Source organism: Mesorhizobium sp. M0317, assembly GCF_040321555.1.
GTDB lineage: Bacteria > Pseudomonadota > Alphaproteobacteria > Rhizobiales > Rhizobiaceae > Mesorhizobium.
In genome coordinates this window covers 71,625-92,036 of record NZ_JAMYRV010000020.1, presented here as the reverse complement: position 1 = coordinate 92,036, position 20,412 = coordinate 71,625, and the positions used below count along the sequence as shown (strand labels likewise).

15 protein-coding genes and 1 pseudogene are annotated in these 20,412 nt (G+C 59.3%); 10 read left to right on the top strand and 6 right to left on the bottom strand.

Going from position 1 to position 20,412, the window contains the following annotated elements:
• Nucleotides 1-438 precede the first annotated feature (438 nt).
• The 3 genes from NKI88_RS16130 to NKI88_RS16120 are packed head-to-tail and all read left to right on the top strand — an operon-like array spanning nt 439 to nt 2,600.
• Nucleotides 439-1,506, top strand: coding sequence for a glycosyltransferase family 2 protein (locus NKI88_RS16130; protein ID WP_352656103.1), 1,068 nt, complete (start codon nt 439-441; stop codon nt 1,504-1,506).
• On the top strand, nt 1,481-2,173 hold the full coding sequence (locus tag NKI88_RS16125) for a class I SAM-dependent methyltransferase (protein ID WP_352562531.1): 693 nt from the start codon (nt 1,481-1,483) through the stop codon (nt 2,171-2,173). The genes NKI88_RS16130 and NKI88_RS16125 overlap by 26 nt, the downstream gene beginning before the upstream one ends.
• A complete protein-coding gene (locus NKI88_RS16120; RefSeq protein WP_352562530.1) occupies nt 2,151-2,600 on the top strand; it encodes a GtrA family protein in 450 nt (149 codons plus the stop codon). The genes NKI88_RS16125 and NKI88_RS16120 overlap by 23 nt, the downstream gene beginning before the upstream one ends.
• 563 nt (nt 2,601-3,163) lie before the next feature.
• Here NKI88_RS16120 and NKI88_RS16115 read toward each other — a convergent pair.
• Complete coding sequence (locus tag NKI88_RS16115; protein ID WP_352500585.1) at nt 3,164-3,787, bottom strand: hypothetical protein; 624 nt, start codon at nt 3,785-3,787, stop codon at nt 3,164-3,166.
• Entirely contained in the window at nt 3,774-5,012 is a 1,239-nt protein-coding gene (locus NKI88_RS16110) for a putative hexosyltransferase (protein WP_352656084.1), read from the bottom strand. The genes NKI88_RS16115 and NKI88_RS16110 overlap by 14 nt, the downstream gene beginning before the upstream one ends.
• A gap of 1,767 nt (nt 5,013-6,779) precedes the next feature.
• Between NKI88_RS16110 and NKI88_RS16105 the strand changes: the two genes are divergently transcribed.
• A complete protein-coding gene (locus NKI88_RS16105) occupies nt 6,780-7,010 on the top strand; it encodes a hypothetical protein (protein ID WP_023832316.1) in 231 nt (76 codons plus the stop codon).
• Nucleotides 7,010-7,252: a DUF982 domain-containing protein gene (locus NKI88_RS16100; RefSeq protein ID WP_023669677.1), complete on the top strand. Its 243-nt coding sequence runs from the start codon at nt 7,010-7,012 to the stop codon at nt 7,250-7,252. Before NKI88_RS16105 ends, NKI88_RS16100 begins: the two co-directional genes overlap by 1 nt.
• Nucleotides 7,253-7,552: 300 nt before the next feature.
• Here NKI88_RS16100 and NKI88_RS16095 read toward each other — a convergent pair.
• The 4 genes and pseudogenes from NKI88_RS16095 to NKI88_RS16080 form a co-directional block, all read right to left on the bottom strand.
• Nucleotides 7,553-7,861 (bottom strand): annotated as a pseudogene (locus tag NKI88_RS16095) (cytochrome b); the annotation flags it as partial.
• A gap of 14 nt (nt 7,862-7,875) precedes the next feature.
• Nucleotides 7,876-8,361, bottom strand: a complete 486-nt coding sequence (gene petA / locus NKI88_RS16090; RefSeq protein ID WP_352656101.1) for a ubiquinol-cytochrome c reductase iron-sulfur subunit — start codon at nt 8,359-8,361, stop codon at nt 7,876-7,878.
• 1,458 nt (nt 8,362-9,819) lie between these two features.
• The gene (locus tag NKI88_RS16085; RefSeq protein WP_352656081.1) at nt 9,820-10,344 is read right to left on the bottom strand and encodes a hypothetical protein; all 525 of its coding nucleotides are present in this window, start codon (nt 10,342-10,344) and stop codon (nt 9,820-9,822) included.
• Nucleotides 10,345-10,891: 547 nt separating this feature from the next.
• Nucleotides 10,892-11,098 (bottom strand): helix-turn-helix transcriptional regulator, encoded by a 207-nt coding sequence (locus NKI88_RS16080; protein WP_352656079.1) that lies wholly within the window; start codon nt 11,096-11,098, stop codon nt 10,892-10,894.
• A gap of 152 nt (nt 11,099-11,250) precedes the next feature.
• Here NKI88_RS16080 and NKI88_RS16075 point away from each other — a divergent pair, with 152 nt between their 5' ends.
• The 5 genes from NKI88_RS16075 to NKI88_RS16055 all read left to right on the top strand — a co-directional run bounded on the left by NKI88_RS16075 (nt 11,251) and on the right by NKI88_RS16055 (nt 20,348).
• Nucleotides 11,251-11,826 (top strand): hypothetical protein, encoded by a 576-nt coding sequence (locus NKI88_RS16075; protein WP_352656077.1) that lies wholly within the window; start codon nt 11,251-11,253, stop codon nt 11,824-11,826.
• 154 nt (nt 11,827-11,980) lie between these two features.
• Nucleotides 11,981-12,982, top strand: a complete 1,002-nt coding sequence (locus tag NKI88_RS16070) for a tyrosine-type recombinase/integrase (protein ID WP_352656075.1) — start codon at nt 11,981-11,983, stop codon at nt 12,980-12,982.
• A gap of 477 nt (nt 12,983-13,459) precedes the next feature.
• The gene (locus NKI88_RS16065) at nt 13,460-17,296 is read left to right on the top strand and encodes a caspase family protein (protein WP_352656073.1); all 3,837 of its coding nucleotides are present in this window, start codon (nt 13,460-13,462) and stop codon (nt 17,294-17,296) included.
• Nucleotides 17,297-17,478: 182 nt separating this feature from the next.
• A complete protein-coding gene (locus tag NKI88_RS16060) occupies nt 17,479-18,873 on the top strand; it encodes a multicopper oxidase family protein (RefSeq protein WP_352656071.1) in 1,395 nt (464 codons plus the stop codon).
• Nucleotides 18,874-19,025: 152 nt separating this feature from the next.
• Complete coding sequence (locus NKI88_RS16055) at nt 19,026-20,348, top strand: NAD(P)H-dependent oxidoreductase (protein ID WP_352656069.1); 1,323 nt, start codon at nt 19,026-19,028, stop codon at nt 20,346-20,348.
• Nucleotides 20,349-20,412: the final 64 nt, after the last annotated feature.

Below are 20,412 nucleotides of genomic sequence, written 5' to 3'. Positions count from 1 at the left end.
ACCGCGCGGGCGCTGCCCCGCAGCCACACAGTTTGGGCTAATCGGACGTATATGCGGTCTGCCTCAGTTGTTGCGGGATTTTTGCTTTTAAAGACGCGGAATCCGGCTCAGAACCATGATGCTCCGGCCGTTCACGATATCTCGATAAGGGATTAAGGGTCTGCAGCGCTTGTAGGTAGCGTTGCGACTGGATTTTGAGTCCGTCGGAATGTGCGGAACGTGTCCGAGGTCGCGTTGGGCGGACGCTTCCCCAATAGCGGGTTAAGCAGCTAGACGATAACCTTTAGATCCGGCGAACTGTTTTCTCGTCGAAGTAGGCTGCGCGCCTGTCAACCAGTTTCACACGCGCCTGCCTTTCCAACCGAGTCGCCATATCTAAAGTTTCTAAATTAGTTACACCTTATGGAACTTTGGTGCGGGCTCTTCATTTTCATCCGCATGCGAGCCTCTGTGATCCAAAGCGTCGGGACGGGAGTGAACGCGTCGCCGCGCTACTCGCTGGTCCTGCCGATATATAATGAAGAACAAGTGCTGCCGCGACTGATCGAACGGATCAGATCACTGATCAGTCGGCTGGACGGAGAGACCGAGGCGATTTTCGTCGATGACGGTAGTCATGACGGCAGCGTCAAATACCTTCGGCGGGTGGTCACCGCCGAACCTCGCTTCCGGCTTATCGAGCTTTCCCGTAATTTCGGACACCAGATTGCGATCACGGCAGGCATGGATGCTGCTGCGGGGGATGCCGTCATCGTCATGGATGCCGACCTGCAAGATCCACCGGAGGTCGTTCTTGATCTCGTGGCAAAGTGGAAGGAAGGTTTCGAGATCGTGTACGCCCGCCGTGTTAAGCGCGAAGGCGAATCGTGGTTCAAGCGGCTTAGCGCCGATCTTTTCTACCGTTTCCTGGAGAAGATGACGGCGGTCAACATCCCGCGCAACGTCGGGGACTTCCGCCTGGTCGGCCGCCATGCGCTGGACGTCTTCAGACACATGCCTGAACATGATCGCTTCGTCAGAGGCATGTTCGGCTGGATGGGATTCAAGCAAGCGGCGGTGCCATTCGAACGCCCTCCGAGGACCATCGGCCAGACCAAATACCCTTTCTGGAAGATGATGCACCTTGCCGTTCACGCGGTTGTCAGCTTCTCGGAAAAGCCGCTCCACTTTGCGCTTTGGGGCGGATCGGCGATTTCCGCACTTGCCCTGACCTTTGGCGCTTACGCCGTGTTCGCCTGGATTTTTGAGACCGGCGTCATTGCCGGCTGGACGTCCACCGTGGTGATCGTATCGTTTCTGTGTGGCATCAATCTTTTCATGACCGGCGTGGTCGGCCTCTATGTCGGTAGTATCCACGCCGAGGTGAAACGCCGCCCTCTTTACGTGATCAATCGGCTTACCGGCTTCGACGAGCCGGTGCCTGCCATCGCTGGTGGGCGCCGGAGATCATTTCGCAAGCCCAACAACGGAGTCGCTCCCGGTGGCCGAACTCTTCGACAGCTATAGATCCAGTTATGCAGAGACGATCGATGGGTCGATCAGCTTTTCCGGACTCAAGCACGATTTCTTTTTGGCTGCAAAGGCCGACCTGCTGCGGCGCCTAGTCTCCGAGCGAGGACTTCGTCGCCGGGGAGCCATGGTGCGGGCGCTTGATGTGGGTTGCGGTGTCGGTTCGCTCCATCCTTATCTAGACGGCGCTTTCGATCGCCTGGATGGCTGCGACGTCTCGCAAGGGTCGATCCAGCGCGCCAGCGAGGACAATCCGGGCGTCGTCTATAGGACATGCACCACGACGGGCCTGCCTTATGACGACTGCGTGTTCGACTTGGCCTTTGCCAGTTGTGTTGTTCATCATGTTTCGCCCGCATCCTGGCTCGATTTTTTTCGCGAGATGCGACGGGTCGTGCGGCAAGGCGGCGTCGCCTGCATCATCGAGCACAATCCCTATAATCCGCTGACGCGTCTGGCGGTGCTCCGGTGTCCGTTCGACCAAGACGCGGTCCTGCTCAACGCGGTCAGAGCAGTGGCCCTCTTTCGACAAGCAGGCTTTAGGGAGGTTCGATCCGAGCACTTCCTGCTGCTCCCGTCGACCGGCGGGTTCGCCAGACAGGTTGAGCGTGCCCTGGCGCTGCTGCCGCTTGGAGCCCAGTATGCGTGTAGTGGGCGTGTCTGAGCATCGATCTGCCGGCGGCGGCACCCTAAAGCTTCTGGCCCGCTTCGGCCTGGTCGGCATCGCCGCCACAATCCTGTATGCCGCCTTGGCAACCGCCTTTGTCAAATCGGAACGGTTCGGCTTCAGCCCCGTCCGAGCGTCCCTTGCAGCTTACGCAGCCGCGGCGTTGTTTTCCTATCTCGCGCACAGGTCAGTAACCTTCATGTCGCGCGGGTCGCACAGATCAGAGGCTCCGCGTTTTCTCTTGCTGGCGGCGATCGGCTTGGCGATCGCCTATGGCGCGCCGGCGCTTTTGACGGCGAAGCTGGGCCTGCCCCTCATCTTTCCCATCATGATTACCTGCTTGCTTGTACCCGGGATCAATTTCGTCGTGCTCGACCGATGGGTCTTTGCGGAACACATTCCCGATCAGACCGGCGATGGCTGATACGCAATCCGCCAGAACGATTCGTTCTAAAAACACCGTTTCACGGTAACGTGAACTGCTCCAAAGCCGCTTGCTGAATCACGGCCAACGCAAGAAACGATCTCATGCAGATAATTTTGACCAGGACGACGTGACGATCAGTGATGTGCCCTCTACGCAGGGTGGTGATCACCGAATGGTTTGTCGCCGCAGACAAGCCCTAATTTCATTAATCTTCCGTTCCGAAGGGAGCCCTGCGTCCCGTACCGATCAGCCGTTCGAGGCGAACGACGCGCAAAAGAAAACGTGACCCCGGCGGACGCTGCGCAGTGCCGCAATCCCGGCGACCAATGATCTCGAGCCCGCCGCGCTCTACCCTATCGCGATTGGCTGCCGGCCAGCGGCGAGGAGGCACGCGACGGCTCTCCTCCATCCGGGAGGTGCAGGCACATGGATGATCACGGAACTGTTGTGCTGCTGAAATAGGGCAACTCCAGAAAGTCGTGAAACGGTGTTCCTTCCGGAATTGCGTTAAATAAAGAGTTAGAGCACTTCACCGTTTGCACAAAACGGTGAAGTGCTCTCTAGCCGGCGTCGAGCCGAAACGATACCAATTTAATAGCGCGTTTGTAGATCTTGCTGGCGGCTGGGCTTGGCGGAATCCCGTCGCGATAATCGAAAGTCACTTCGAGTACCTTTGCGCTAGCAAACGCTGCGTGCGGGATCGCGAACGAGATCGTCGTCGGGTCTTTGCTCGACAGTGTTACCTCGTGTACGCGAACTCCGTTCACCGAGATGATTACCCTTTGGGTGGTCTGTGGTGGACGAATGACGGCGGACATTTGTAGCGTTGCCGTAAGCTCGTCGCGAAGCTGAGGTATTTCCAGTCTCAACCGAGAGGTCTCGCCCAGCGAATGGGTTCCGTCGGCTACCGGGCCCGACCAACCGCAGACCATCATGCCGGCTGCTTGTTTGGCGCCGTCGGATCGAAACGATACCGTCTGGCCAGGAGTGTAGCTGCCAACCGCATCGCGATTGAGGCACGTTGTCGTGCGATCGATGTAATAGGCCCGATAATCGGCGTTGACATCTGGATTGAGAGCGAGTGCGAGGATGATGATCTCGGACACGGCCAGAACCAACGCCAGCGCGTAGCCGCGAGTCGAGCCAGCACGGCCATAGAGTGACAGGCTGTCAGACCAGGGCAAGATAGCCTCCAATCCACGCCAAAGTCATGAAATAAGATGCGCTCAGGAAAAGAGCCAAAATCACCAGATAGGTCAGCTTCGATACCGACAGCAGCTCGGCAATCAACATCAGCAGCGGCGCAAGCCCAATGACGTATCTAACCATGGAAGCCAGGTTGGTGATCAACGGCAGGATGATGCTGCTCGCACAGAAGAGCGCAGCGCCATATCGCCTGCGGGCCGCCAGAACGACCGATAGGGTCAGCCCTATAATCGCTGCGAGCGCGCTCCATTGCGGCGCCGTGGGCAGCCAGCCTTTTGTCGGAACAGCAGCGAGACCGTCCCATAGAAAAAGGAGCGGATCGCCAGCAACCCGGCCAAACGCGCGCTGGACGTGCAAGAAAGCAAACCCGTCCCCGACAGTGAGATACAAAAAGAGCATGTAAGCAAACAGGCCGGCGGGCGAGATGAAGATAGCTACCAGCATATCCGGACGACCAAGTACCCATCGCGGGAAAGACACCGCCGACCCGCCCTGCTGGCGGTGCTGCTCGAACATTTTATTGACCATTGCAAACACAGCAAGGACCCCGACCAGCCTCGTTGCCGACAGCAAAGCGCATGTAACGCCAGCGGCCAGGTAGTTGGAGCGCTTGAGTGCCAAAAAGACGCACGACGTCAGGAGCACGAAAAGAGGTTCGGTAAGGAACGTGGTGAAGTGGAAGGAGAACGGCCCGCTAAGCAGAAAAGCGCAATACAGTATGTAAGCGCGGACGTTCTTCTCCAGAAGTGGCCATGCCACAAGGCAGGCGGCATAGCTGCACGCAGTCGAGGTGATCGTCGCGATCAGAATCGTGGAAAAAGGGAAAGCAAACCGAAGGGTCCTCACGAGCATGGGATACAATGGAAAGAAGCCCCAGCGTCCGACGTTGCTTTGGCCTGGAATGGGAAAACGCTCGTAGCCGTGTTCGGAAATGTCCACATACCACGCGCAGTCCCACCTGCAGAGCGCACGCGCATAAGCTTCGAAGCCTGGCACTGCCGAGACTGAATGGAATGCAGCATACCGAATGACAAGCCCGCTGATCATGAACAGGAGCGGAACCGAAGCGGCGATGACCCAAAGGCGACCGCCAGCGTTTGCGCGGGCCAAGTCTCCAAGCGCCAGTTGTGTCTCCACAGGTGAGGCCGCCAGACTCTCCGATGGCGAGCCTGTGTTCGCCTGCTCGATGGCGCTGCCAGCCATAAAATCGGTCCCTCGAAAGCATCAAGATCATCAACCAGACTTGAAGCCCCGTCTGCGACTGAACTTAAGGATCAACGATGCCGCGCCGCTTCGGTTCCTTCTGCAGCAGGAAGTCCTTGAGTCAGGTCGACCGATCACACCAGCCGAGGAAGGGAGCGATATTCGCGCTTCAACGGCACCGTTTCCTCGCAATGGGCGACCTTCTTCATCTACATGCATGGCTGGGCGGCCGACCGCGCTGGGTACCCCTCCGGTGAGGGCCGCCTTGAAGGCGATCTCGCCATCCGCCAAGCCTTTGAATTCAGATGTGCTTCCGCCGACCAGATCGAGGAAGTCGTTGCCCCAAACATCCATACCGACGATGCGCCAACGGCCGGCAAAGGCCTTCGGGAACCTTGGCCATCAGCCGTCTCCGCCAAAAAATCGCACCATTGACACTCAGGCACACCCGTTTCCTTGACTAGGTTTCGGAATGCAGAGCGGAGAACGTCGGCCTGTAACGCGGACACGGCAACAGGAGCCGGGTCGGCATCTTCCCTGCCTCGCGCCACGTCGTCGCGATGACGTTGACGGAAGGCGCTTCAGCAGTTCGCGTGAAGCCGCATTCTTTGTCGAGTTGTCCATCTCCCTGCGAAGTGCGGTGGTCCCGGCCATGGACCGCTGCCGAGATAGGAAGGTGGCCTGAAGGGCCGCCAGAGCGATATCCGTATGCGTTGCAACCATCGCAGCCACCCTCAAAAGCAATGGTAAACCCCACATTAATAAGCTCGCCGAAAACCTTACAGGGGTGCCGGGCCGATGCTATCTTCTCTCTTGTTCTGTCATCGCAATGAAGGACGACATGCTCGAGCACCCGTAGGACACCTATTGCATGGAAAAAGCTGTAGGCCTTTACAGGTGCCCGGGAAATCCGCCGTTTGTCTGCCTTGTGGAGCGGGACAAAGCAAGTTACCTGGCTCAGGCCGCCTACCGTGAAGCTGGGCACAAGCCCGACATCGAAGCATTGCCGTGGGAAGCTGATTACAGGGCTGCCAAACAAAGGAAGACCTGTTCTATCGTTGTCTCTCGCCCTTAGCACCGCGACATGATCAGTTTGCCAAGTGGTCGTTACGGCGGACGACCGCGTTGAGGATCGCTTCGTAGGCGCTGCTGTCGAGGCCGAGCACGTGCGCCTGGTCGAAAGCCATATGGCGCCGCTGCGGCAAAAAAGGCCGCATGTTGACAAAGTTTAACTTCGCTGCGGACCACAAGTGCGGTCCTTTAAATTAGCGGAAGCGAATATTTGCTTACCTCCTTCCTTTCTTTGTCGGCGCTCTGGTCGCCCTCCTGGCCGCTGCCGGCCGCTTGCCCTTGCCTGCGGTTCGGTGGTCGTTGAAGCGCTCCGGCATCGCATTCGAGACCCAAGACTGGTGCGCATGGATCATGACATTCAATTCCGCTCTCTACAGGAACAAGTGCCTTTCCTCGGGATTCGGATTCGACGCCGCAACGGCGTCGAACCACAAAGGAGACTCACATTTTCGGTCCCAGCCTCCCTCGTCCTGCTCCTCGGATCAGCGTGCGCCTCGGGTCGATGTCGTCGAGTTGAGGTGCACGGCTCCGAGACGCTCCGAGCACCGCCATCCGTCGCCACGATAACGAAGCGCAAATCGGTCGAAGGGAATTGCGCCCCTAAACAACCTGTTTTGTACGTTTCCGGCACTTGCCTTTCTCGGAAGATGCACCACAGAATAGCTGGTTGACGTTCTATCTCTCTGGGAGGATGGGATGGACATTCAAGCACCTGTTCGGCCTGCACAGCGAACGGCCAAGGAGTTGGTTCGCGAGGTCCTGTTGGGTTCTCAACCGGGCAATATAATTTCCGTGAAGGCGACCATTGCAGCGGTGCGCGAGCGCGGCCATGATCTTCGTGAGACTGACTGCCAGTTGGTCGAAATGATCGTCAAATCAGCCTCCGTTTGGGGACTGTTCATCGCCTTTGACGTTCGAGAGGCTTGATGCCCCACCGTTGGTTCAACCCTCCGGTTTATGTGAAGACTGAGCGCCCGGGGCTTCGCCTTGGTGTCAACCGAGTTGATGCCGCCGCGGAGGAGCTTCTAAAGTGGTCCAATCGTGGCCCCAAGTGGCGACTGGCCGCCGAGGCTTGCCTATCTGCGATGGATGGCAAAATGCCAGGTAATGACTTCCGGCTGCTGTTCGAGGCCGCGGCTGATGAAGAGGAGATGCTGCTGCCGGATTGACACCGCTGGACGGGACCATTCGGGTCTGTTCGCGTCTGGTCGGCGAATTCACCAGCGCAACGGGCATCTATGCCGTCCGGCTACCGAGCGACGCCCGAGATGGACAGTTGTTCGCCGGTGGGCGTACCATAGGGCCGGGGGGTGACCGATGGAGGTCACATGGTTGATGAAGAGCATCGCCGCGAACGGAGGCAGCGGGTGCTGAAAGGCGCCTCAATCATCAGCGGAATTACAAACTCCGAGATCAGTTGCACCATTCGGAACCAAAACAGTGGCGGAGCTGAGCTCAAAGTCCCAGTGGAACGAGGCGCCATTCGAATGAAGGGAGCGCAGCAGCCAGCCCGAATTTACGTCGCGAACGACCTTCTCTACCGAATTGAAAGCAAGAGTGGTGTCGGCCGCATAGTGCATGGCCAGAACGACGCCGGTCAGGATCTGTGCCGCTAGCATGACCGTGAGAATGCCGCCGAACGTATAAGCGTAGTTCAGGTTGCCAGGGACGGGATACACGATGAAGGAATCATGCACCAACCGCGGCAGCGGCAGGCGGGCGTCGAACCAACGCTCGATACCGGTCCTGGGCTTATAGGTCGAACGTCCCTCCTTCATCGACATGTCCTCTTTCAGCCGATACGGATCTTGGTGTCGGAAATGAATTGGAACACGGGCACCGCCATGTTCTCCGGTGCCGGGCCTTTGCGGATGCGGCCTGGGGTGTCGTATTGCGACCCGTGGCACGGACAGAGCCAGCCGCCGACATCGCCTTCCTGTTCGAACGGGATGCAGCCCAGATGCGTGCAAACCTGGACCATCACAATCCAGGCTTCCTTGCCCGGCGTGGTGCGGTTGGCATTGGTCGCCGGCGCATCGGCCGGCAAATTGGCGTTGCGGGCGAGTGGGTCCTTGAGGTCGGTCAAATTGACCGCCTCGCTATCCTTGCACTCCTTTTCGGTACGGTTGCGCACGACGACGGGCTTGCCGTTCCAGTTCACGACCAGCGATCTTCCGGGCGTCAGAGAAGAGACGTCGACCTCGACCGAGCCCAGCGCCTTGGCGGGCAATCCGTGGTCGGCAATGCCAGTTTCCCGTTCGGAAAGGTCGGCCACGATGACGGCTCCTATTGTTGGCGCTTTCAGTGGCCTCGGCGACAATCGTGCGACCAAAGGCAGCCACGTTCTCTGAATTTTCCCTCACGTCGAGTTGGAATATGGCGACCGTCGTCGGATGTGAGCCATCGTGCCGAAGGCGGGCGAGCCCAATACTTTAGTCTATGACCTTCGCAGTAAAGGATGGGCAGGAAACGGCTCCACGAGGATGCAGCGTTTCCCCAACCTGCCCTTCCCGTCACCGTCAACACGCTGCGTACTCAGCTGCAGCGCATTTTAGACAAGAACGGGTGTGCAGCCAGGCCGCATTGATGCGTTCGCTGCTCAGCGCGGAGGCTCCGAACAAGTAGCTCGGCTGCGACACGCCGCCCCCCAGATCATTCCACGTGCGTGGTGCCTGCTTTAAGACAGTTGACCGTCCGTAGACCAAGCACAGCATCTCCACTTTGGATAGCCAGCGCAGGGGCACAGATGCCGATGTATGGCATATGCGATCACTTTGGCATCCTGGTTTCTCCGCGGGCGAGCGCTGTGCGAAAATGCGCATTCGATTTTGATATAGACGTCCAGTATTGTCCATTTCGAGATACTGAAGCCCCTTCGTTTCGCCAGTGTTTTCGGCTCCATGGTACAGCCAGAGCACCCATTGCTGATGGTCTCCAAAAGCCCTTAGCTCTCATGCCAACACCCCGGCCCTTGGTCGTTCAAAAAACGCAACAAATTGAAGGCTACGAAAGTCAACATTAGTCAACAAACGAATGGATTGGATGGCATGTCTATGGCGCGCCGCGAGCGTCCCATAACGTTTAATTTCATGATGGCTAAACGGATGCTTTTTAGGTGATTTTGTTGACCTACGAGAACCCGTAGCTTTGGACCGCCGCGGAATGCCACTAGCATCCGAAAGCACTGACCTAGGCTGTTGCAGCCTCCTACGTGAGCGGAAAGCCGCGGAATACCGGCCGCTAAAACAGCGAATATAATGTTAGCAAATGTTAGCAAATGCCGTTAGCAAAATCAGTGTTCACCGAGCGCCTGTGACGTCTGGCAACTTCCACTTTTCGCTATGCTAAATCGCCCCCGCCGAAAGCGGTATCGTGCATGTTAAAACTGGACCACCTCATTCATTGGCTCTGATGTTGAGAACGTGCTGCTAAGTCAAACAGTTTGCGGCCTATGGTTAATCGACGATAGCGCAAATCAAGCGCAGCGCGGCGCAAAAAGCCTATGAAGGCCAATAGTGGTCAACAACCGAGAATTGATTGAACAGCAGGTTCAAGGCGCGCCGCCAACTTCCAGAACCGTCCAATGTTGTGATGGCGAATGAGTCGCTTTTAGAAGCGATTCTGTTGACTTGCTAGGGCAGGGCCTTAGCCTCGGATCGCCGGGGAACGCTTACAGTTGTCGAGATGCACTACTTGGGCTTCTGAGTGAATATCAACTTTCGTAACGAACTAGTGTTTATTCGGCGCCGAAATTCTCAGGCAAAGCGCCGAGCGTGTTCCATTGGACGCCGCTTACCCGCCGCGGCTTTTGAGCCGCGCGCAATCGGTACAATTTGACCGACCTCGCAGCTGAGCGCAGGGACGCGCTGATTGTAGTTGGCCATATGAAAGGTAAATCGTCGGTAGCAGCCGTGTTCGTTTTAAGACTTAAAGCGAAATCAGGAAGTGCTGGCGCAGCTGCGCCCGAAGCCGCAACCGGCGCCTGCCGCGAAGCCGCACCCGACGATGCCCAACTTTCGGTCAATGTGCATCCGCTACGCGCAACGGCATCCCGGCTGATGCCGTGCAGATTGCTTCCTGCCGCAACGATCAGCCGATTAAGGCGCATGCTGCATATAAATCCGCAAAGGCCGGTGACAACACAGCGGCCGTGCGCCTGGTGCCCGACGTTGTGACAACCGAAGCGCTCAAGCAGGCGAAGGCAGCCTTTGGCCCGGACGTGCTGTTTGCGCCAGTCGTCGCTCTCGAGGCGAAGGGACATAATGCTATCCCTGACAACGCTCGAGGAATTCTATGTCGCCAATCTCGGAGCATCCGTCGATCACCCGTGTGGTGCAGGCAAATCAGGCATGCCACCGGTGCTAAGGCGGTGGGGCGCCGGGTTGCCCGACCACTATTTGACAGGCCCGTCACCAAGGGCGGACGGTATGTCATCGCCGACGACGTCAGCGGCAAGGTCGTTGGGAAGGTGATGCTTGTAAACGCGGCGCGCTCCGCTAAAAACGGCGGCGAGCCGAGAGCAAATCCGAGAGATGGAAAGGAGGTATGGCGATGTCGTCAGGCAAAAATTCAACCTCCGGCCGTCAGCCCTCACCGGCTCCGAAGCGGAGCAAATCCTCAACAACCTCCGCGATGCTGACGCCCTCCGAGCTCGAATTGCTTCGGCAAAAATCGAGCGAGACGGGGGACTTCGCGCAAAGGGCTTTTCAGGCCCTGCGACGGACGACGGTGCGGAACGCAGCTAGCCGGCTGGGGCTCCGTTGTCGGCGGCCCTGAGCCGCCCCGCCTTTCACTTGCTACGGAGTGTATCATCTCTGGCGTTTCCGCACCTCCTCGCGAGCGGCGTGCTTTGAGTCCAACCAATCTTCGAATTCGCTCTCCAACCATCCAACCGCACGCTCACTTATGTTGAGGGGGGCCGGAAATTTTCCTTCAGCGGCGAGTTTGTAAATTGAACTCCGCGTTAGTCCGGAGCGAAAAATAATCTCTTTTAATCTGACAATGCGTTTGGCCATAGTGTACCTTTCGTCGCGCGCTGATAGTCTGATCCGGTATGGCTTCCAAAGTCTTCCCGCCCGCTTAGTGGAAAATGACATTTAGATATTGCGTCTAGCTCGCAATGGGGCTAAATGTCAAATTGCATTTAGCGTCGGGGTCGTGTCAGGCGATGAAAAAGGCTGGTTTGGTAAAGGGCTTGTCTCAAGCCTTAGGGAGGCCTGAGAGCCTCGTTGCGCTGATGTATCGCTCGCTCAGCGAAGCCAAACTTCTGTCTTTCAACGGTGCCAGAGGTGTTAACGGACCACACTCCACATTGCTAGATGGCGTTCGTGTTGCAATTGCGCTCCTCTGTACCGATAGGCCGTCGGAGGCGTGCCAAGCCGTCATCAACTTCGGCGGAATGACGCACCAGCCAGCAGCGCGTGGAATCTTCTCAGCTACAGAATCGCCCTCGGAGATAACTTTTGAATCCTTCTTAGTCGATCTGTTTAAGAAGATGATATCATCGGGCCCGCATCTTGCTAGGGATAGGTTTGGAAGTACAAGTATTGAGGTACTAACAACGATTCCGACTGCCTTTGTACATGATAACTCAAGTAAATATGGCTTTTATTTTTCATCATGGATGAAGGAAGCTGATAAAGAGAAATTGATAGAAAAATATGCGTCGGAAATACAAGTGTCCAGGAAGATATATGGATCAACGATCCTGCATATGGCTTCCGAGTATCGGTATTATTTGTGATGGTTGATTTTCCTGCATTTGTAACGGCTCGTGATCTCGCAGGTTCGGTCTTTCCAGTGACGGAAGGCGTTCGCAAATACCAAATTGGAAAGAAGATGGGTCGCTGCGTCATATTTTCCGCGCGAGCTGTCGAAGAACTCTATGAGGTCTTGCCATGCCCCTCAAACTCGTTCGGCGAAAAAAATCGCCCTTCCTTATCCTCCGGGGAACGATCCGCGGAATCCGCATTGCCGAAGAGTTCCGTGTCAAACGTGAAGCAGAAGTCTACCAGCAGTCCCTTTACGGTCGTGCCGTTTCAAAAACATTCGCCGAAGCAGCGTTAAGCTACCTGGAGGAGGGTGGGTCAGGGCGTTTTCTTGACAAGCCGTTGGGTCACTTCGCAACGACGCCGCTCGGAAAGATTGGCTTGGCAGAGATCGAGGCGGGCGCCAAGAAGCACTACGCAAAGGCGTCACCAGCTACGCGCGACCGTCAATTTTTCACGCCATCATGTGCGGTATTGAAGCACGCTGCCAAGCGCGGGTGGTGCGCTATGCCAATCATCAGTCGCCCCAAAAAACCGGACGGTGTCGTTCGCTGGCTGACGCTCAATGAAGCCGATAGGTTGATAATCAGCTGCGGGCGGGCTCTGAGGCCATTGGTGATATTTCTAATTTACACAGGCGCAAGGATTGGCGAAGCGCTCTGGCTCGATTGGAAGAATGTCGACTTGGAGCGGGCCCATGTCAGCTTCCCCAAAACAAAGAATGGCGAGTCCCGTGGCGTTCCCCTTCACCCCCGCGTCATCAACGCCCTAGAGAATATTAAGCATCAGAAGGGCTGTGTGTTTAGGCGCCCCGACGGCGAGCCCTACGCTCCCCTACGATCATTCAGCGACACCTCGGCCGGTACGCGTATCGGGACCGCCTTTCGGGCGGCTCTAACCCGCTCCAAAATTGCGAACTTTCGAGTGCACGACTGTCGCCACACCTGGGCAACCTGGCACTATGCCGCCAACCGAGACCTCGGAGCTCTAATGCGCCTTGGTGGATGGAAGTCGGAGAAGATGGTGATGCGCTACGCCCACGTAAATGTGAGCGAGCTTTCTCATACCATAGATCGCCTGCCTGGGGGACTTCTGGGGGACGACTTCAACGCTAAGGCAAAGAAGGCATAAGGAACAACACTTTGCAGAAAAAGAATACTCCCTTGGTAAGGGAGAGGTCGAGAGTTCAATCCTCTCTCGCAGCACCAGTTCATTCCTTCGATTTTAAAAAGATGCGTCGCGAAGTCGGGGTCTCGTTGCGGACCAAAAAAGCCGGCTGACGCAAAAGTGCCAATCCCGCGCATCCAACCGTGGCCCCCTCGCCCGGAAACATTGAGAGAAAGAGGCTCTACGGGGCCGGACGACTGCTCAACAAGTCCGGACCTGTCAACTCATGAACAGGCCGGACTGGCCGTATCCGGCATGCTGAACACTACCGCTCGCACGCTGAAAGCCAGCCGCCTCGTACGCATATCCATGACAAGAACACAGCTCGCCCAAGGACTTGCCATCGGCCGGCCATCATGATGCCATCTCGCCTGCGGAAGATAGCGTTGGGTTTTGGGGTAGAGAATGCTCTTTGGGCGAACGGCAGGTGCGACAGGGCGCATGTGCGCGGCAATCGCTGCGGCACTGGCGCTGTGCCTATGCGCGTTTGGCCCCGCTTTGGCTGAAGAGCCGAAGGCGCTGAAAGGCGTCGCGCTCATCATCGGTCAGTCCGACTACCAGCATGTCGGCAAACTGCCCAATCCGGAAAACGACGCCCGCGCCCTCGAGGAGATGTTCGACAGGCTCGGCTTCGAGACAAATGTCGCCACCAATCGCGACGCACGCAAATTGCGGCGCGAACTCGAAGGCTTCGTCGACGATGCCGAGGGCGCCGATGTCGCCATCATCTACTATTCCGGCCACGGCATCGAAGCCGGCGGCGAGAATTATCTGGTCCCTGTCGATGCCGATATCTCGGCGCTCGACAATGCCGGCGAAAAGCTGGTGCCGCTGTCGTCCATCGTCGCCGAACTGAAGGCCAAGGTGCCGGTCACCATCGTTCTGCTGGACGCCTGCCGCAACGATCCGTTCCCGCCGGGCACGCTCCTGAAGCTGGCGCCGGGCGACGAAGGCAAGCCGATCGGCGCCGGCGGTCTCGGGGAAACGCGCGGCGTGGTTTCCCTGAAGGGCGGCGCCGACGCCAAGGGCTCGGTCGACGGCAGCCTCGGCCAGGTCATCGCCTTTGCCGCCGAGCCCGGCAAGGTTGCGCTGGACGGTCCGGCCGATGGCAACAGCCCCTATGCGGCAGCGATCCTGCGCCACATCGACACGATGGGCGGCGAGGAATTCGGCACCGTTCTGCGCATGATCGGCGAGGAGGTCTATCTCAAGACCAATGGCCAGCAGCGGCCCTGGGTCAATGAGAGCCTGCGCCGGCTGCTCTATTTCGGTACCCCCGCCGAGGCGCCGAAAGGTGATGAGGGCGAAATCCTCAGGGAGCGGCGCCAGCTCCTGCTGACCATCTCGACGCTACCCGAGCCGGAGCGCCGCCAGATCGAAACCATATCGCGTGACGGCAAGGTGCCGATGGATGGGCTCTACGCCATGCTGAAGGCGCTCGGGGTCGACATACCCAAGGATCCGGCTGAGCTCGACAAGCTGCTGCGTGGCCAGACCGAACGGCTGAAACACGTGTTGGCTGAACGCGAGACTTTGAAAAACCCGGACCCCGAAATTGCCAGGCTATCGAAACTCGCCGAACAGGCGGTTCAGGAAGGCGCGCTCGAAGCGGCGCAGAAATTCAACGAGCAGGCCAAGGCCCGCATCGGCGAACTTTCGTCTACGGTCGACCAGGCCGAGGCCGAGCTGAAGGCAAAGCGGCTGGAATTCGCAAAGGTCTTCGCCAGCAGTGCCAGGACTTATGAAATCTCCTTCAACTTCAAGGAGGCTGCGCAGGATTACGCCAAGGCCTTCGAGCAAGCTGCCAAATGGAGCGACGAAGATGCGTTCTACTACAAGGCGGCAGAGGCCAACGCTCTGTCGGAACAAGGGGACTTCTCCGGCGACAATGCGTATCTCGCCCAGGCCCTGACAGCCTATGAACAGGCATTGACCTATGTCACCCGCGAAAAGTTGCCGCTGCTTTGGGCGGCCACCCAGAACAATATGGGCGCCACGCTTGCTACTTTGGGCGAACGGGAAGCCGGCCGCGACAACCTCGACAAGGCAGCTGCCGCCTATGAGCAGGCGCTGACCGTCTATACGCATGACGCCTACCCTGACGACTGGGCATCGACCTATGGCAATCTGGGCACGGTCTACTGGCGGCTCGGCCAGCGCGAGAACGGGACGGCACTGCTTGAGCGGGCAGTCGGGGCCTTCCGCTCGGCGCTCGAGGTACAGTCGTCGAAAAAACTGCCGCTTGAATGGGCGGCGACGCAGAACAATCTCGGCATCGTGCTGTCCGAGATCGGCGAACGCCAGACCACATCGGACAGTTTTCGCGCCGCAATCGAAGCGCATCGTGCGGCATTGACGGAATACAACAGAGAGCGCGTGCCGCTCGACTGGGCGCTGAGCCAGGTCAATCTGGGTGCTGCGCTCTACCGCCTCGGTGAGCGCGAAAAGGATATCGCGACCATGCAGCAGGCGGTTGCTGCCTATCAGGCGGCGACCGGCGAAATGACCAGGGAACGCGCGCCGGCGCAATGGGCGACAATCCAGAATAATCTGAGCACGGCGCTGGAATCGATCGGAACCATTAACGGCGATGTCGCCACGCTTGAGCAGGCTCGCGACGCCGCCCTGGCATCGCTTACGGTTTGGACGCGCGAGCACGCCGCGGCGAGCTGGGCCAACGGCCAGCTGACGCTCGGCAACGCCTTGCAACGCCTCGGCGCCAAGCAGAAGAACAAGGAACTGCTGATGCAGGCAGCCACCGCGTACCAGGCCGCTCTGTCCGAATATCCGCGTGAGAAACTGCCGCTCGACTGGGCTTCGCTGCAGCAGAATCTGGGATCGGTCAACGACACGCTCGGCGATCTCGATACGGGAACCGATTACTACATTCAGGCGGTGACCGCGTATCGTCAGGCATGGGAGGTCTATACCGCAACCGCCGCGCCGCGCGAGTTCGCTTCGATCGGCTACAGCCTTGCAGGCACGCTATCGAACTGGGGCGAACGCGCGGGGGACATCTCGATCCTGCGGCAGGCGATCGATGTCTACGGTCAGGTGCTCAGGGTTCGCACCCGCGACAAGGACCCAGCCAATTGGGCCAAGACGGAATTCCGCCTCGGCTGCGCGTTGATGATGTCAGGCAAGCTGGCCTCTGACGATCAACTGCTGCAGCAATCGGTCGACGCGCTGCGGGCGGCGCTCGACGGGCAGACGAAAGGCGGTGATGTCACGGAGATCGGCCAGACGCGGCGCGTGCTCGGCCAGACCCTGTCGATCCTGGGCGACAATACATCCAACCTGGACTTGCTGGCGCAAGCAGCCGACATGCTGGAAGCCGCGCTCCCCGCCTACTCCAAGGACGCCGACCCGGAGGAGTGGGCCAATATCAATTACGACCTCGGCTTTGCCCTCTACAGCCAGGGCCGGATTGGTGGCGACGCCACGTTCTACGCCAAGGCCGTGCAGAGCTTCGAGACGGCAGCGCGGATCTACGACGGTTTTCCCAACCGCATGCAATGGGCGCGCACCAAGGGCGATATCGGCAATGCCTTGCTGATGGCCGCGGACGGCAAGGACGTCGAGTTGCTCACCCGCGCGATTGCCGCCTATGACGCAGCGCTTAGCGTGGTAACGCGCGAGAATGCGCTGGCTGTCTGGGAGAACAATCAGAACAATCTCGCCGGCGGGCTGTCGAGTCTTGGTTACTGGGCGAACGATGTCGGCAAGCTGAAACGAGCCGCTCAGATCTACCGCGACCTCGCCACGGTGCGAACGATCGCCCGCGATCCCGATCTCTGGATCACCAACCAGACCAGTCTCGCGCAGACGCTGAGCATGATCGCGGCCCGCGAGCCTTCGGCTGAATTGTACGAGGAGGCGATTGTCGTCAACCGGGCGCTTGCCGAGCAGCTCGGTCGCGACCGCGATCCCGAACGTTGGGCCAATGCGCGCAACGAGATGGGCTATGCCTTGACCATGGCCGGCCGCGCCGAAAACAATGTCGCGCATTTCGAGGAGGCGGTGTTGGTCCTGCGCGAGGCGATCGTGGTGCAAAAGAAGATCAATTCGGTGCCGGCTGTCGCCTTCACGCAGGACAGCCTGTGCGACGTGCTGGTCGATCTGGGCGCCGCCCACAAGGACAAGGCGATGGCACAGGAAGCGATCGCCGCATGCCAGGACGCGCTCGTCATCTTCCGTGACAAGAAGATGGACGATCTCGCCGCCGGTTCCGAAAAGAACCTCGCCGAGGCACAGGCGTTGCTGGCCGAGTTGCATTAATCCGAGCCCGCGCTCCCGGATGCGGGCGAATGGTGGGCACGCCAGCGTTCACGCTGTTGCGCAAGCAGATGTCACCGGCTCGCCATGGCATGACAGAGATGCGATGTGGCAGTATCGGCTTGTGCGCCGGTCGCCACCCGTCATTCAGGACGACAGGTAATCATATTCCGTTGGAGCGCCAGATGACCCTATTCACCCGCCGCGGGCTTCTGAAAACGGCTGCGGTTGCCGGCGGTGGCGGCGTCGGGCTGGCAGCAATGACCAGGCTCAGCGGTTGGGCCGCGGCCGCACCGGAGCCGGTGGTTCTCAAGACGACCAAGATCCAGGCCAGGTTCATGGATATCGGCCAGACCCGCGATGTGCTGACTTATGGAGAGGCCGGAATGCCGCCGGTGCTCAGGATGAAAAAGGGCGAGCCCTTTGCCGCGCGTCTCGTCAACGCCATCGACGACCCGACGACCATCCATTGGCACGGCATTCGCGTTCCAAACAAGATGGACGGTGTTCCCTTCCTGGTTCAGCCTTACGTCTATACCGGCGATCATTTCGACTACGCCTTCACGCCGCCCGACGCCGGCACGTTCTGGTATCACCCGCATTGCAACACGCTGGAGCAGATGGGCCATGGCCTCACCGGCGTGATCGTGGTCGAGAACCCCAACGATCCAAAATTCGAGGCCGAAGCCGTCGTCAATCTGCGCGACTGGCGCCTCGGCGACGACGCGCAGTTCATCCAGCAATTCCGGCCGCGCGATGCCGCAAAAACCGGAACCTATGGCACGGTGCGCACCGCCAACTGGCTCGACCAGCCGCAATTCGACGCGCCGGCCGGCGGGTTGGTGCGGATGCGGGTCGCCATCACCGATGTCACCCGCATCTACGCCTTTCGCGTCGAGGGTGGGGAGGCCGCGGTCATCGCGCTGGACGGCAATCCGGTGCCGCAGCGTTTTGCGCCCGATGCCTTGCTGCTCGGACCGGGGCAGCGCATGGAGCTCGCCATCCGCATGCCTGACCAGGAGGGCGCGATCGTAAGCCTGGGCGACATCAGAGGCACCAAACCCAAGGTCCTCGCCACCTTGCGCGCCACCGGCAGCTCGCTCAAGCGCGATCTGCGCGACCTCGCACCGCTGGAAGCGAACCCGGTGCCGGAGGTGGATCTCGCCAGCGCGAAACACATCGCGCTCTCGCTCAGCGCCACCGCGGAAAACGTGCCGAGCGACAGCATATGTGGCACGCTCGGCTACTCCTTCTGGGCCATCAACAAGGTGCCGTGGCCCGGCGACACGCCGGACCCGACCGCGCCTTTGGCCGAGCTGAAGCTCGGCCAAAGCTATGTCATCGACCTGGAAAACCTGACGCCGCAATCGCATCCCATGCATCTGCACGGCATGAGCTTCAAGGTGCTGTCGTCTTCGACGCGCCAGGTTCAGCCGGTCATCTCCGACACCTATCTCATGCAGCCCAACGAGAAGGTTAAGCTTGGTTTCGTCGCTGACAATCCCGGCGACTGGCTGCTGCACTGCCACATCATCGAACATCAGAAAACCGGCATGACGAGCTATATCAGGGTGGTTTGACGCCGAGGCGGGTCAATCAGCCTCTACCGGGGTTGGCCTCACCTGCCGGGCCTGTTGTCGGAGAAATTGCCGCCGTCCGCTGGTTTCGTTGGCAAAGCGGGGCCGTTCCCTGCTATTCCCGCCTGCAATCAAGAAGCCGTGGACACGCTTGCATGACCAATGTCGCCCTGACCGGACTGGCCCGCGATCTCGCCAGGCGCGCCGCCGAGGGCCGCCCGGTGCGCATCGGCGTCATCGGCTCCGGCGAAATGGGCACCGACCTGGTCACGCAAGGCATGCTGATGCCCGGTATCGAGATCTGCGCCATCTCGACGCGGCGTCCGCACACGGCGCGTGACGCCATCCGCATCGCCTATGGCGACGAGGCGATGGCGGTCGAGGCCGACATGGGTTCGAAAGTAACCGCGGCGATCGAGGCTGGGAAAATCGCCATCACCTCGAACGAGATGCTGGTCACCAATCCGCTGGTCGACGTCGTGATCGACGCCACCGGCAAACCTGGTGTCGCCGCCGATTTCGACTTGAAGGCGATGGAGCACGGCAAGCACCTGGTGATGATGAATGTCGAGGCCGACGTCACGATCGGCTGCTACCTCAAGCAGCAGGCAGACCGGCTCGGCGTCGTCTATTCGGTCGGCGCCGGCGACGAGCCGTCGAGCTGCATGGAGCTGATCGAGTTTGCCACAGCGCTCGGCTACACCATCGTCTCGGCTGGCAAGGGCAAGAACAACCCGCTCAACCACGATGCCGTTCCGGACGACTATCGCGAGGAAGCGATCCGCCGCAACATGAACCCGCGCATGCTGGTAGAATTCGTCGACGGTTCCAAAACCATGGTCGAGATGTGCGCCATCGCCAACGCCACCGGGCTGGTCCCAGACGTTCCCGGCATGCACGGCCCAAAGGCCGACCGCGATCAGCTGGCCAATGTGCTCATCCCGAAGGCGGATGGCGGCATCCTGTTGAAGAAGGGCGTTGTCGACTACACCATCGGCAAGGGCGTGGCGCCCGGCGTGTTCGTCATCGTCGAGGCGACGCATCCGCGCATCGTCGAGCGCATGGACGACCTGCACATAGGCCACGGCCCCTACTACAGCTTCTTCCGGCCGTATCACCTGACCTCGCTGGAAGTGCCGCTGACCGCGGCGCGCATCATGCTCTATGGCCGGCCAGACATGGTGCCGCTGCCGAGGCCGGTCGCCGAGGTCTGCGCGGTGGCCAAGCGCGATCTCGCCATGGGCGAGACCTTCGATGCCATCGGCGAGACTTGCTACCGCTCATGGACCATGACCGTCGAAGAGGCGCGCGCCAATCGCGCAGTGCCGGTCGGCCTGCTCGAAGGCGGCAAGGTGCTGAAACCGGTGAGGAAGGGCGAACTGCTCACCGCCGACAATGCTACGCCCGACCGCACGACGAGGCTGTTCGCTTTGCGGAAGCTGCAGGATGATATGCTCTACGGGGCTGAGATGGCATGAACAGGCCAGCTCTCTGGCTTTGTCATGACAAGATCACTATATTGTAGTGACAGCGAACGGAGGC